Source organism: Pseudescherichia vulneris, assembly GCF_902164725.1.
GTDB classification, from domain to species: Bacteria; Pseudomonadota; Gammaproteobacteria; order Enterobacterales; family Enterobacteriaceae; genus Pseudescherichia; species Pseudescherichia vulneris.
In genome coordinates this window covers 2902750-2914682 of record NZ_LR607338.1, presented here as the reverse complement: position 1 = coordinate 2914682, position 11933 = coordinate 2902750, and the positions used below count along the sequence as shown (strand labels likewise).

General features: G+C 56.2%; 12 protein-coding genes and 1 pseudogene. 8 read left to right on the top strand and 5 right to left on the bottom strand.

Annotated elements, in window-relative coordinates; translation table 11 throughout:
• Positions 1-31: 31 nt before the first annotated feature.
• Positions 32-553 carry an ESA_00282 family adhesion-associated protein gene (locus FN633_RS12235; protein ID WP_154057890.1) on the bottom strand — a complete coding sequence of 174 codons (522 nt, stop codon included), beginning with the start codon at positions 551-553 and terminating at the stop codon, positions 32-34.
• Positions 554-656: 103 nt separating this feature from the next.
• Between FN633_RS12235 and FN633_RS12230 the strand changes: the two genes are divergently transcribed.
• The 3 genes from FN633_RS12230 to FN633_RS12220 all read left to right on the top strand — a co-directional run bounded on the left by FN633_RS12230 (position 657) and on the right by FN633_RS12220 (position 2522).
• The gene (locus FN633_RS12230) at positions 657-1070 is read left to right on the top strand and encodes a hypothetical protein (protein ID WP_154057889.1); all 414 of its coding nucleotides are present in this window, start codon (positions 657-659) and stop codon (positions 1068-1070) included.
• The gene (locus FN633_RS12225; protein WP_243731504.1) at positions 1063-1542 is read left to right on the top strand and encodes a cytoplasmic protein; all 480 of its coding nucleotides are present in this window, start codon (positions 1063-1065) and stop codon (positions 1540-1542) included. Before FN633_RS12230 ends, FN633_RS12225 begins: the two co-directional genes overlap by 8 nt.
• An 83-nt stretch (positions 1543-1625) precedes the next feature.
• The gene (locus FN633_RS12220) at positions 1626-2522 is read left to right on the top strand and encodes an SDR family oxidoreductase (protein ID WP_154057887.1); all 897 of its coding nucleotides are present in this window, start codon (positions 1626-1628) and stop codon (positions 2520-2522) included.
• Between the two features lie 60 nt (positions 2523-2582).
• On the opposite strand, the gene exbD is transcribed toward FN633_RS12220, so the two are convergent.
• The gene (gene exbD, locus FN633_RS12215) at positions 2583-3008 is read right to left on the bottom strand and encodes a TonB system transport protein ExbD (RefSeq protein WP_154057886.1); all 426 of its coding nucleotides are present in this window, start codon (positions 3006-3008) and stop codon (positions 2583-2585) included.
• 6 nt (positions 3009-3014) lie between these two features.
• Positions 3015-3749 (bottom strand): tol-pal system-associated acyl-CoA thioesterase, encoded by a 735-nt coding sequence (exbB, locus tag FN633_RS12210; protein ID WP_154057885.1) that lies wholly within the window; start codon positions 3747-3749, stop codon positions 3015-3017.
• A 277-nt stretch (positions 3750-4026) separates the two neighbouring features.
• Between exbB and metC the strand changes: the two genes are divergently transcribed.
• Complete coding sequence (gene metC, locus FN633_RS12205; protein ID WP_042390356.1) at positions 4027-5214, top strand: cystathionine beta-lyase; 1188 nt, start codon at positions 4027-4029, stop codon at positions 5212-5214.
• 131 nt (positions 5215-5345) lie between these two features.
• Positions 5346-6005, top strand: a complete 660-nt coding sequence (gene yghB / locus FN633_RS12200; RefSeq protein WP_154057884.1) for a DedA family general envelope maintenance protein YghB — start codon at positions 5346-5348, stop codon at positions 6003-6005.
• A gap of 56 nt (positions 6006-6061) precedes the next feature.
• Here the strand turns inward: yghB and FN633_RS12195 are convergent, their stop codons facing one another.
• Positions 6062-6952 carry an AraC family transcriptional regulator gene (locus FN633_RS12195; protein WP_154057883.1) on the bottom strand — a complete coding sequence of 297 codons (891 nt, stop codon included), beginning with the start codon at positions 6950-6952 and terminating at the stop codon, positions 6062-6064.
• A gap of 192 nt (positions 6953-7144) precedes the next feature.
• Here FN633_RS12195 and yqhD point away from each other — a divergent pair, with 192 nt between their 5' ends.
• From yqhD to FN633_RS12180, 3 genes are all read left to right on the top strand, one after another.
• A complete protein-coding gene (yqhD, locus tag FN633_RS12190; protein WP_154057882.1) occupies positions 7145-8308 on the top strand; it encodes an alcohol dehydrogenase in 1164 nt (387 codons plus the stop codon).
• Positions 8309-8412: 104 nt separating this feature from the next.
• Positions 8413-9240: a 2,5-didehydrogluconate reductase DkgA gene (gene dkgA / locus FN633_RS12185; protein WP_042390351.1), complete on the top strand. Its 828-nt coding sequence runs from the start codon at positions 8413-8415 to the stop codon at positions 9238-9240.
• Positions 9241-9432: 192 nt separating this feature from the next.
• Complete coding sequence (locus tag FN633_RS12180) at positions 9433-10905, top strand: DASS family sodium-coupled anion symporter (RefSeq protein ID WP_208674074.1); 1473 nt, start codon at positions 9433-9435, stop codon at positions 10903-10905.
• On the opposite strand, the pseudogene FN633_RS12175 reads toward FN633_RS12180, so the two are convergent.
• Positions 10902-11900: pseudogene (locus tag FN633_RS12175) on the bottom strand (DUF3362 domain-containing protein); the annotation flags it as partial. The gene FN633_RS12180 and the pseudogene FN633_RS12175 sit on opposite strands and share 4 nt — an antisense overlap.
• Positions 11901-11933 lie beyond the last annotated feature (33 nt).

Genomic DNA, 11933 nt, shown 5'->3' with positions numbered 1-11933 from the left:
GGGCGGGTGGCTATGCCAGCCACCCGAGCGGCTACTCTGCGGGGAAGGTTGTTACCTGGTTGGGATCGACATCCGGACGCTGATACTCAGGCCATACCAGTGCGACCAACGAGGGGTAGGCTTGCAGGCTAAATTCACGAAAGCATTGTCGTAAATTGAGCACCTCCAGATCGGCATGAGAAACCTTCTCGCCGTTCAGGCAGCGTTTTTTTATATTGTCGTAGTAGCGATACACCGCCGAATTGAGATCGCTGCAGCGGCGCTGCGCCTCAAATAAGCCCGGCGTGCGGTTCAGATCCGCCATGTTCATTCGCTTAATAGTGGCGTGCAGAAAATCAATATATTCATGGTTTATGCGCCAGTACCAGACGGGGGTAATGGCATTCATCAGGATGGAAAAATGATCTTCCCCCTCCTCTTTTGTTAAGGGTTCGGGGCCGTAATCGGGACTTATCTCTGCCTCTGGCGAGCTTTCATTGAACCCACGCATCATTAAAAGTACGCCGCCGGTAAGCAGCAGCAGGGCAATAACAGAATAAAAAATACTGTTCATCAGCGGGCTCCATTTTTTTTGATTTTAAAATTGCACCATGATATTGTCAACGAAACTCACGCCCTAACCTTCTCCACCTCGTTGAAATAACAGGATATTACCAATGCTGCCCGAGAACCTTGTCCCGGCACGTTTTCACGTTTGCACGGCGAAAACGGACGCGGGAGAAGCAGAAAAAGATGTCAATTTAGCCCAGGGAAAAAGAACGCTCGCCGATTATGAAAGCGATATATTAACTAACGTGAGCCCTACCCGCCAATCACGTAATATGCTGCTGGAAGAGCGCGACCGCCATATAAAAGACAGGCTATACCGGGTGGTAAAAATTGAATGCTTTCGTCGGTTGCTAAACGATCTCCAGGGCGCAGGCGACATCGATCCCCAGCTTTTAAGTCAAATAATTGCCAAAAAAACCACCGAGATTAATGATGCGGGAAATGAAATTTGGCTTAATCTCATAACCCACGAAAAAGATACGCCTATGTTTTATACGCTACAGGACGATTCGCGTGGATAAAGAAATTAACAATAATAATGTCTATTTGGCTTTAGATGAGACAAAAACCGATGAATTTATCTTAAAGCAAAATCTGGATGCGTTAATTCAAAATAAAAATGAGACGGTTCAGCGTATTGCCAGAGAGTCAGTCTCTATCCCGGCGGCATTGATAAAGCTGAGGTGGCAGAACCGCCGCGAGATCTATGCCCTGCAGGTTAAAGAGGAGATCTACGGCGCGGCGATCGATGAAATTATCGCTCTGCATCCTGACCTACAGGAAAAGATAATGGCAACGCTGGAAACCAACTATCAGCATATCCTGGAGCGTGAAGCCGCCACGCTGCGTCTCACGCGCAAGCTTGCTGACGGCGAGTACCGCACCGGCAACGTCAACGTGGTCGCGCTTCCTGAAGAGCAGGAAAGCGTTTCTGCGAGCCCCTCTACCGTCTCCAAACCATCCTCTGGTAAGACCTTAGGTCGCGATCGCTAGCCATAGGAAATCGTCCGATTCGCCTGCATTTCCCACACAAGCATCTATCCTTAACTTGGATGTATCACAGATGGAGACGACTTATGGCAAACGATCAGACGAAAATTCAGGATCCCACTACCCAGTATTACACTGAGGGATTTCCGAAGCAGAAACAGCCCGCGCCAGGGGTGCAGGCTAAAATGGATCCCGTCCCAGACTGTGGCGAGAAGAGCTATGTAGGTAGCGGCCGTCTTAAGGATCGTAAGGCACTGGTGACAGGGGGCGACTCCGGTATCGGACGCGCTGCCGCCATCGCTTACGCGCGTGAAGGCGCTGATGTGGTTATCAACTACCTGCCCGCTGAGGAAGAGGATGCGCAAGAAGTTAAAGCGCTGATTGAAGCGGAAGGACGCAAAGCGGTGCTGATCCCAGGCGATCTGACCGATGAGGCCTTTACTCGCTCGCTGGTTAACCAGGCGCGCGATGCGCTAGGCGGTTTAGATATTCTGGCGCTGGTTGCGGGGAAACAGACCGCAATTGAAGATATTGCCGATCTCACCTCAGAGCAGTTTGAGCAAACCTATAAAACCAACGTCTTCTCGCTATTCTGGACCGTCCAGGAAGCGCTGAAATTCCTGCAGCCGGGTGCCAGCATCATTACCACCTCGTCGGTGGAAGCCTATCAGCCAAACGCGACCCTGCTGGACTATGCCTCTACCAAGGCGGCCATCCTTAACTTTACCCGCGGGCTAGCAAAACAGGTGGCAGAGAAAGGCATTCGCGTGAACAGCGTTGCCCCAGGCCCTGTCTGGACCGCGCTGCAGATCTCCGGCGGCCAGCCGCAGGAGAAACTGCCACAGTTTGGTCAGTCCACGCCGCTGAAACGCGCCGGGCAGCCTGCTGAGGTCGCCGCTATTTACGTCTACCTGGCGAGCCAGGAGTCGAGCTATGTGACTGCCGAAGTACACGGTGTCACCGGCGGGATGCATTTAAGCTAGTTCTTGCATGCAATAAAAAAGGGGCCGCGATGGCCCCTTTTCTTTGTCTGAACGCCGCGCTTATTTCGCGCGCGTTACCTCTTCACCCACCAGACCAATCTTCAGATAGCCTGCCTGATGCAGGGTGTCCATCACCTTCATCATCGTTTCGTAATTGACGGTTTTATCCGCACGGAAGAAGACGGTGGTATCCTTCTTGCCTTCAGTCAGGGTGTTCAGCGCGCTAACCATCGTCTCTTCGGTCACCGGATCGTTACCGATAAACATGCTGTTATCCGCTTTCACCGACAGGTAGATCGGCTTTTCCGGACGCGGTTGCGGCTGGCTGGAAGAGGCCGGTAGGTTTACCTTCACGTCAACGGTGGCCAGCGGGGCCGCCACCATAAAGATAATCAGCAGCACCAGCATGACGTCGATAAACGGCGTCACGTTGATCTCATGCATTTCACCGTTATCGTCCAGATTTTCATTAAGACGCATTGCCATACGGAATTAACCTAAACGTAATTTCTGTGCGGAGTGAACCGGCGCAGCCGATGGGCTGGCGGCCAGGTCGAGATCGCGGCTCTGCAGCAGCAGCACCTGCGCGGCGACGTCGCCCAGCATGGCTTTATAGCCGCCGATAGAGCGCGCAAAGATGTTGTAGATCACCACCGCCGGGATAGCAGCAACCAGGCCAATTGCCGTTGCCAGCAGCGCCTCGGCGATGCCGGGTGCCACGACGGCGAGGTTAGTGGTCTGCGTCTGAGCAATACCGATAAAGCTGTTCATGATGCCCCATACGGTACCGAACAGGCCGATAAACGGCGAGATTGCACCAATGGTGGCGAGGAAGCCGTTACCGCGTCCCAGGTGGCGGCCTACAGCGGCGACGCGACGCTCGAGACGGAAGCCGGTACGCTCTTTGATGCCTTCGTTGTCTTCCGAGCCAGCGGAGAGCTCAAGCTCGTTCTGCGCTTCATTCAGCAGCAGCGTGCTCAGGCTGTTGGCGTGGAAACCGGCTGCGATTTCGCTAGCCTGATCCAGGGTGCGCGCTTCGCTTAACAGCTTCTGCTCGCGCTTAAGGCGGCGCTTATGCGAGAACATCTCCACGCTTTTGCTGAAGAAAATGGCCCAGGTGACAACGGACGCCAGAATCAAACCAATCATCACCAGCTTCACGACGATATCGGCATGGTGATACATACCCCAAACGGAGAGATCCGTCTGCATCAAATTATTACCCACTCTGTATCTCCGGACGCAAATCACAAAATCTGAACGCAATAATATCAAAACAGCATCGAATTGATAGTAGTTCTCATTAGTATTTACATAGTGGCGTAATTTTGACAAAGTTTCCTTGCGCTTACGCAGTAAAAAAGGCGGTAAGCGCACTTTTCAGAATTTTCGATCTAAAGCCGTATTAAAAAAATTTCGCTCTTCCTGCGCTTGCTGGGGTCATTTTACCTCCTGTCGTGGTAGTCTAGACATCCAGACGTATAAAAATCAGGGTAGCGTGAAGATGACAGCGAAGCACATTGATACCGCACTGGTGAATGCCGGGCGCAGCAAAAAATACACCCAAGGTTCGGTGAACAGCGTGATCCAGCGCGCCTCGTCGCTGGTCTTTGACACGGTGGAAGCCAAGAAGCAGGCAACGCGCGGTCGGGCCAAAGGCGAACTGTTCTACGGTCGTCGGGGAACGCTGACCCACTTCTCCCTGCAGGAAGCGATGTGCGAGCTAGAGGGCGGCGCAGGCTGCGCGCTCTTCCCCTGCGGCGCGGCCGCCGTGGCTAACACCCTTCTCGCCTTTGTTGAGCAGGGCGACCATGTCCTGATAACCAACACCGCCTATGAGCCAACCCAGGACTTCTGTACCAAAATTTTGGCCAAGCTCGGCGTCACCACCGGCTGGTTCGATCCGCTGATCGGCGCGGATATCGCTAATCTGATCCAGCCCAATACGAAAGTGGTGTTTCTTGAAGCGCCCGGCTCCATCACCATGGAAGTCCACGACGTTCCGGCGATTGTGGCAGCGGTCAGACGCGTGGCCCCAGAGGCGATCATCATGATCGATAATACCTGGGCGGCGGGCATCCTGTTTAAGGCGCTGGAGTTTGGGATTGATATCTCTATCCAGGCGGGAACCAAATACCTGATTGGCCATTCGGATGCGATGGTCGGCACGGCGGTATCCAACGCCCGCTGCTGGGATCAGCTGCGCGAGAATGCCTATCTGATGGGCCAGATGCTGGATGCGGACACCGCCTACATGACCAGCCGCGGCCTGCGCACCCTCGGCGTACGCCTGCGTCAGCACCATGAGAGCAGCCTGGCGATTGCCGAGTGGCTGGCGACGCATCCACAGGTGGCGAAGGTGAATCACCCTGCCCTGCCGGGCAGCAAGGGCCATGAGTACTGGAAGCGGGACTTTACCGGCAGCAGCGGTCTCTTTTCCTTCGTGCTGAATAAACGCCTAAGCAACGATGAGCTAGCGGCTTATCTGGATAACTTCAGCCTGTTTAGCATGGCCTACTCCTGGGGCGGCTTTGAGTCACTGATCCTCGCTAACCAGCCGGAGCACATCGCCGCTATCCGTCCTGAGGGGGAGATTGACTTCACCGGGACGCTGATCCGCCTACATATTGGTTTAGAAAACGTTGACGATCTGAAGGCTGATTTAGCGGCAGGATTTGAACGCATCGTGTAAAGTGTATGAGGCTGGTACAGTTTTAAACAAAACCAGTGGAATTGTCTGCATTTCTTGCGCTAACGATCAAGGTGCTGCGGGCATTTCAGGAGTACAATAAGCCTTAATTACGCGGTTCCACAGGAATGTCCATGGCTGTTATTCAAGAAATTATCGCTGCGCTCTGGCAACACGATTTCGCAGCGTTAGCGAATCCACATGTTGTTGGCGTTGTTTACCTGGTTATGTTTGCAACGCTGTTTTTGGAAAATGGACTGCTTCCTGCCTCCTTCTTACCCGGCGACAGCCTGCTGCTGCTCACCGGGGCGCTGATCGCTCGCGGCGTGATGGACTTTGTCCCGGCGCTGGTGATCCTGACGACTGCCGCCAGCCTTGGCTGCTGGCTGAGCTATATCCAGGGCCGTTGGCTCGGTAATACGCGGGTAGTCAGAGGCTGGCTGGCGCAGCTACCGGCCAAGTATCACCAGCGTGCCACCTGCATGTTTGACAGGCATGGCCTGCTGGCACTGCTGGCCGGGCGCTTCCTCGCCTTTGTGCGTACCCTATTGCCGACCATGGCCGGTATTTCCGGGCTGTCGAACCGCCGCTTCCAGCTGTTTAACTGGCTGAGCGCCCTGCTGTGGGTAGGCGTGGTTACCGGCCTCGGCTATGCCCTGAGCATGATCCCCTTCGTGAAGCGTCATGAAGATCAGGTCATGACCTTCCTGATGATCCTGCCGGTGTTCCTGCTGGTCGCCGGGCTGCTGGGTACGCTGGTGGTGGTGATCAAGAAGAAGTACTCCAACGCCTGATCTCTTCGCTAGAGTAAAAGCCGGATGGCGCTGCGCTTATCCGGCCTACATCGTCATTATACGCCTCTGATCCTTGCTGCATCCTCTCCCGGCGTCACGCCAAAGTAGCGCTTGAACTCGCGACTGAACTGCGATGGGCTTTCATAGCCAACGCGTATTGCCGCCGCGCTGGCCTTCATACCATCGTGGATCATCAGCATTCGCGCCCGGTGCAGACGGTAGGTCTTCAGATATTGCAGCGGCGAGGTGCTGGTCACCGATTTAAAGTTATGGTGAAACGCCGACACGCTCATGTTCGCTTCCGCCGCCAGCTGATCCACGCTCAGGCTCTCGGTGTACTGGCTTTCGATACGTTTCAGCACCCGGCTGATCAGGCTGAAGTGGGTCTGGCGGCTCACCAGCGCCAGCAGCGCCCCGCCGCACGGCCCGGTCAGCACATGGTAGAGAATTTCACGCACGATCTGCTTACCTAAAATTCGCGCATCCAGCGGCCGGGCCATGACGTCCAGCAGCCGCTCAATGGCGCACAGGATCTCCCCAGACAGCGTGGCCGAGTTGATGCCGCTTGCCGCCATGGCGGGCTGAAAATGCTCATCCTCACCGATGTCCATCAGCAGCTCCTGCAGCTGCAAAATATCAACGTTCAGGCGGATCCCCGCCAGCGGCACCTCAGGCGTGGCGAAGGTTTCGCACTCAAAGGGCAGCGGCACGGTAAGCAGCAGATACTCATTGGTGTCGTAACGAAACACACGATCGTTGATATAGCCGATTTTATGTCCGGAAAAGAGGATCACGATGCCAGGCTGGTACATTACCGGCGTACGCGTCCCCGGCTGGGTGCCATAAAGCAGACGCACGTCGGGCAGCAGCGCGCTGAGCCTGTTTTCATTATTTTTCAGCTGTTTAATTTGTTCCGTCAGCTGAAGACAGATCGCTTCGCGGTTCATTTCATCCCACTCCACTCGCGTTTTTTATTGCGTCCAGTGTGCGCGTTTTTGTGCGTTTTCTCCAGCACGCGGGAGGAATGGGCAAGACATCGGCAGGAATGTGCATTGAGAGCCCCGGGCGCGCGGACCACAATAGTCTCCAGCAGGCAGCCCGCTGCCGTTTGTCTTTTAACCGATACAAGGGAAAGCGTCATGAATAACTTTAATCTGCATACCCCCACCCGCATCCTGTTTGGTAAAAATGCCATTGCCGATCTGCGCGACCAGATCCCGGCAGGCGCTCGCGTGCTGATCACCTACGGCGGCGGCAGCGTTAAAAAAACCGGCGTGCTGGATCAGGTCTATAGCGCGCTGAACGGCCTCGACGTGCTGGAGTTTGGCGGCATTGAGCCGAACCCCTCTTACGAAACGCTGATGAAAGCGGTGGCGATTGCCCGCGAAGAGAAGATCACCTTCCTGCTGGCGGTTGGCGGCGGCTCGGTGCTGGACGGCACGAAATTTATCGCTGCCGCTGCGCACTACGCTGACGGCATCGATCCATGGCACATCCTGCAAACCCGCGGCAGCGAAATCAAAAGCGCCATCCCGATGGGCTCTGTGCTGACGCTGCCGGCCACCGGCTCCGAATCTAACAAAGGCGCGGTCGTTTCCCGTAAAGCCACCGGCGACAAGCAGGCGTTCCACTCCCCGTTCGTCCAGCCGGTATTCGCCATTCTTGACCCGGTCTACACCTACACTCTGCCGCCGCGCCAGGTAGCAAATGGCGTGGTGGATGCCTTTGTCCATACCGTTGAGCAGTACGTGACCTATCCGGTCGATGGCAAAATTCAGGATCGCTTCGCGGAAGGTATTCTGCTGACGCTAATCGAGGATGGCCCGAAAGCGTTGCAGGAGCCGGAAAACTACAACGTACGCGCCAACGTGATGTGGGCCGCAACCCAGGCGCTGAACGGCCTGATTGGCGCAGGCGTGCCGCAGGATTGGGCCACCCATATGCTGGGCCACGAGCTGACGGCGATGCACGGTCTGGATCACGCTCAGACCCTGGCGGTGGTGCTGCCCGCGCTGTGGAATGAAAAACGCGACGCCAAACGCGGCAAGCTGCTGCAGTACGCCGAGCGCGTGTGGAACATCACCGAAGGCAGCGACGACGAGCGCATTGACGCGGCCATCGCCGCCACACGCAGCTTCTTCGAGCAGATGGGCGTCCCTACCCGTCTCTCCGGCTATGGCCTCGACGGCAGCTCTATCCCTGCCCTGCTTGAGAAGCTGAACGAGCACGGCATGACCCAATTAGGCGAACATCAGGATATTACCCTTGAGGTCAGCCGCCGTATCTACGAAGCCGCACGCTAAAGGTTTTTTCTTCTGCGACTTTCGTTTTTGGGCTTTTCGTCCAGACTTAAGTCACTCAACTCCACCTGGGCCAGCCCGGGTGGATTTCATATAAGGAGGAATATATGGCAAATCCAACCGTGATTAAGCTTCAGGACGGCAACATCATGCCGCAGCTGGGCCTCGGCGTATGGAAAGCGGGCAATGAGGAGGTCGTCACCGCCATTCATAAGGCGCTGGAAGTGGGCTATCGCTCGATTGATACCGCTGCGGCCTACAAAAACGAAGAGGGCGTCGGCAAGGCTATCGAAAGCGCGGGGATCCCGCGCAGCGATCTGTTTATCACCACCAAGCTGTGGAATGACGATCAGACTCGCCCTCAGGAAGCGTTGCAGACGAGCCTCGACAAGCTGAAGCTCGATCATGTTGATCTCTACCTGATGCACTGGCCGGTACCGGCTAGCGATCATTACGTTGAAGCCTGGAAAGGAATGATTAAACTTCAGGAACAGGGGCTGGTGAAGAGCATCGGCGTCTGTAACTTCCAGATTAGCCACCTGCAGCGTCTGATCGACGAGACCGGCGTGACGCCGGTGATCAACCAGATTGAGCTGCATCCGCTGTTACAGCAGCGTCAGCTCCATGCCTGGAACGCGACTCACAAGATCCAGACCGAGTCCTGGAGCCCGCTGGCCCAGGGCGGCGAAGGTGTGTTCGATCAGAAGATCATTCGCGAGCTGGCCGATAAGTACGGTAAAACCCCGGCGCAGATCGTCATCCGCTGGCATCTGGACCAGGGCCTGGTGGTGATCCCGAAATCGGTCACCCCGGCACGCATTGCGGAAAACTTTAAGGTGTGGGATTTCCGCCTCGATAAAGACGAGCTGAGCGAAATCGCCAAGCTTGATCAAGGCAAACGCCTTGGGCCGGATCCGGACCAGTTCGGCGGCTAAACGCATCTGTAACCTTGCAACCCGGCCTCAGTGCCGGGTTTTTTATTGCCCATCACCCCACACAAGAAACATTCTGCAACAATTCCACTGCATTATTAGGTGTATTTCTTACCCGCTCGGGTGCAGCATATTAACGATATAACTCGTTGATTATTCATAAAATCCATTGCTTTCACACATTTCATCCGCACGATGAATAAGGATATGGCTGTGGCGGAAAAAAAATCGTCGGGCGTCCGTTGGCTCCCGCTCATCATCATCGTTGCCGCTGCGGCGGCCCTCTGGCAACTGACACCTCCCTCTGGCCTGAGCGTAGCGGCCTGGCGCTCGGCGCTGATCTTTGTGGCAACTATTGCCGCCATTGTGGCAAAGGTGCTGCCGATTGGCGCAGTGGGCATTATCGGCATCACCGTCTTTGCGCTGGCCTACGCTGCCGGGGACACTACCGCCAGCGGGGCCATTACCACGGCGCTCAGCGAACTGAATAGCTCGCTAATCTGGCTGATCGTCGTTGCCTTTATGATCGCCCGCGGCTTTATTAAAACCGGTCTCGGGCGGCGGATCGCCCTGCAGATGATCCGTCTGCTGGGTAAACGTACCCTCGGGCTGGCCTACGGGCTGGCGTTTGCCGATCTGATCCTCTCCCCGGCGATGCCCAGCAATACCGCTCGCTGCGGGGGCGTGATCTACCCCATTGCCGACTCGCTGGCGCGCAGCTTTGACTCCCGCCCGGATGACGAGTCCCGCAGTAAAATCGGCACCTTTCTCATCACCTGTATCGGCAACGTTAACGACATCACTGCGGCGCTGTTTATGACCGGCTATACCGGCAACCTGCTGGCGGTGAAGCTGGCGGCTAACGCCGGTGTAACCCTAACGTGGGGGAGCTGGTTTATGGCGGCCCTCCTGCCCTGCCTGGTATCGCTGCTGATCGTCCCGCTGCTGGTCTACTGGCTTACCCGCCCAACAATACGCCATACGCCGGATGCCCCAGCACTGGCTCGCCAGGAGCTGGCGCAGATGGGCAGCATGTCACGCGGCGAATGGTTAATGCTCGGTACGGTAGTGATGCTGCTGGTGCTGTGGATTTTTGGCGATGCGCTCGGCGTCGACCCGACAACTGCGTCGTTTGTTGGCCTCTCCATCCTGCTGCTTTCCGGGGTGCTGAGCTGGGAAGATGTGAAGAGCGAAAAAGGCGCATGGGATACGCTGATCTGGTTTGCAGCGCTATTAATGATGGCCAACCAGCTGAAAAAGCTTGGGTTTACTACCTGGTTCGGAAATGTGATTGGCGACAGCCTTGCCAGCTCGCTGCACGGTACTAGCTGGGTAGTGGTTTTACTCTTGCTGAACGCGGCCTACTTCTACACTCACTACTTTTTTGCCAGCGGCAACGCGCAGATTGCTGCGCTCTACGCGGTGTTTGTTGGCGTCGGGCTGCATCTGGGGATCCCGGCAGCGCCATGCGCGCTGATGCTGGCGTTTACCAGCAGCCTCTACTGCTCCCTGACCCAGTACACCCATGCCCGCGGGCCGATCCTGTTCGGTGCGGGCTACGTGCCCACCGGGGTCTGGTGGCGCACGGGGTTCCTGGTCAGCCTCTTCAACCAGGCGGTCTTTATTAGCGTCGGACTCGCCTGGTGGAAGATGATTGGGCTGTATTAGCTCTTCGTGCCAGCTTTGCTGCGCACTTTATTGCCTGCTGGCGTCTGGCGCTGGTGGGCAATCGGCGTGTGCTTGGTGAGCGCCGGGCGCGTATGACGGTTCTGGCGCTTCGCCTCACGCATCTCGTCAAGAGTTGGTGAAGGCACCAGACAGTCGCGACGGCTACCGATCAGATGCTTTTTACCCATCTCTTCCAGCGCCTGGCGAATCAGCGGCCAGTTTTTCGGATCGTGATAGCGCAGCAGCGCCTTATGCAGGCGACGCTGTTTCTCACCCTTCGGCACCACGACGTTCTCGCTCTTGTAGCCAATCTTACCGAGCGGGTTCTTGCCGGTGTAATACATGGTTGTCGAGTTGGCCAGCGGCGACGGGTAGAAGTTCTGCACCTGATCGAGGCGGAAGCGGTGCTTTTTGAGCCACAGGGCCAGATTCACCATATCTTCATCGCGCGTGCCGGGGTGGGCGGAGATAAAGTACGGGATCAGATACTGCTCTTTGCCCGCCTGTTTTGAGTAGGTATCAAACAGCTCTTTAAAGCGGTCGTAGCTGCCCATCCCCGGCTTCATCATCTTCGACAGCGGGCCTTCTTCAGTGTGCTCTGGCGCAATCTTCAGGTAGCCGCCCACGTGATGGGTCGCCAGCTCTTTGATATAGCGCGGATCCTCCACGGCGATGTCGTAGCGCACACCGGAGGCGATAAGGATCTTCTTGATCCCCTTCAGATCGCGGGCGCGGCGATAGAGGTTGATCGTCGGCTCATGGTTGGTATCCATATGCGGACAGATATCCGGATAGACGCACGACAGGCGGCGGCAGGTCTGCTCTGCGCGTGGGGACTTGCAGCGCAGCATATACATGTTGGCCGTCGGGCCGCCCAGATCGGAGATCACACCGGTAAAGCCCGGCACCGTGTCACGAATCGCTTCGATCTCGTTGATGATCGACTCTTCGGAGCGGCTCTGAATAATGCGCCCTTCATGCTCGGTGATGGAGCAGAGCGAGCACCCTATAATTCTGATCATTTAGAA

What these genes read in the sequence shown, in the direction of transcription:
- FN633_RS12235 (WP_154057890.1), bottom strand. Translation starts at nt 553, where the DNA reads ATGAACAGTATTTTTTATTCTGTTATTGCCCTGCTGCTGCTTACCGGC.
- FN633_RS12230 (WP_154057889.1), top strand. Translation starts at nt 657, where the DNA reads ATGCTGCCCGAGAACCTTGTCCCGGCACGTTTTCACGTTTGCACGGCG.
- FN633_RS12220 (WP_154057887.1), top strand. Translation starts at nt 1,626, where the DNA reads ATGGCAAACGATCAGACGAAAATTCAGGATCCCACTACCCAGTATTAC.
- exbD (WP_154057886.1), bottom strand. Translation starts at nt 3,008, where the DNA reads ATGGCAATGCGTCTTAATGAAAATCTGGACGATAACGGTGAAATGCAT.
- metC (WP_042390356.1), top strand. Translation starts at nt 4,027, where the DNA reads ATGACAGCGAAGCACATTGATACCGCACTGGTGAATGCCGGGCGCAGC.
- yghB (WP_154057884.1), top strand. Translation starts at nt 5,346, where the DNA reads ATGGCTGTTATTCAAGAAATTATCGCTGCGCTCTGGCAACACGATTTC.
- FN633_RS12195 (WP_154057883.1), bottom strand. Translation starts at nt 6,952, where the DNA reads ATGAACCGCGAAGCGATCTGTCTTCAGCTGACGGAACAAATTAAACAG.
- yqhD (WP_154057882.1), top strand. Translation starts at nt 7,145, where the DNA reads ATGAATAACTTTAATCTGCATACCCCCACCCGCATCCTGTTTGGTAAA.
- dkgA (WP_042390351.1), top strand. Translation starts at nt 8,413, where the DNA reads ATGGCAAATCCAACCGTGATTAAGCTTCAGGACGGCAACATCATGCCG.
- FN633_RS12180 (WP_208674074.1), top strand. Translation starts at nt 9,433, where the DNA reads ATGAATAAGGATATGGCTGTGGCGGAAAAAAAATCGTCGGGCGTCCGT.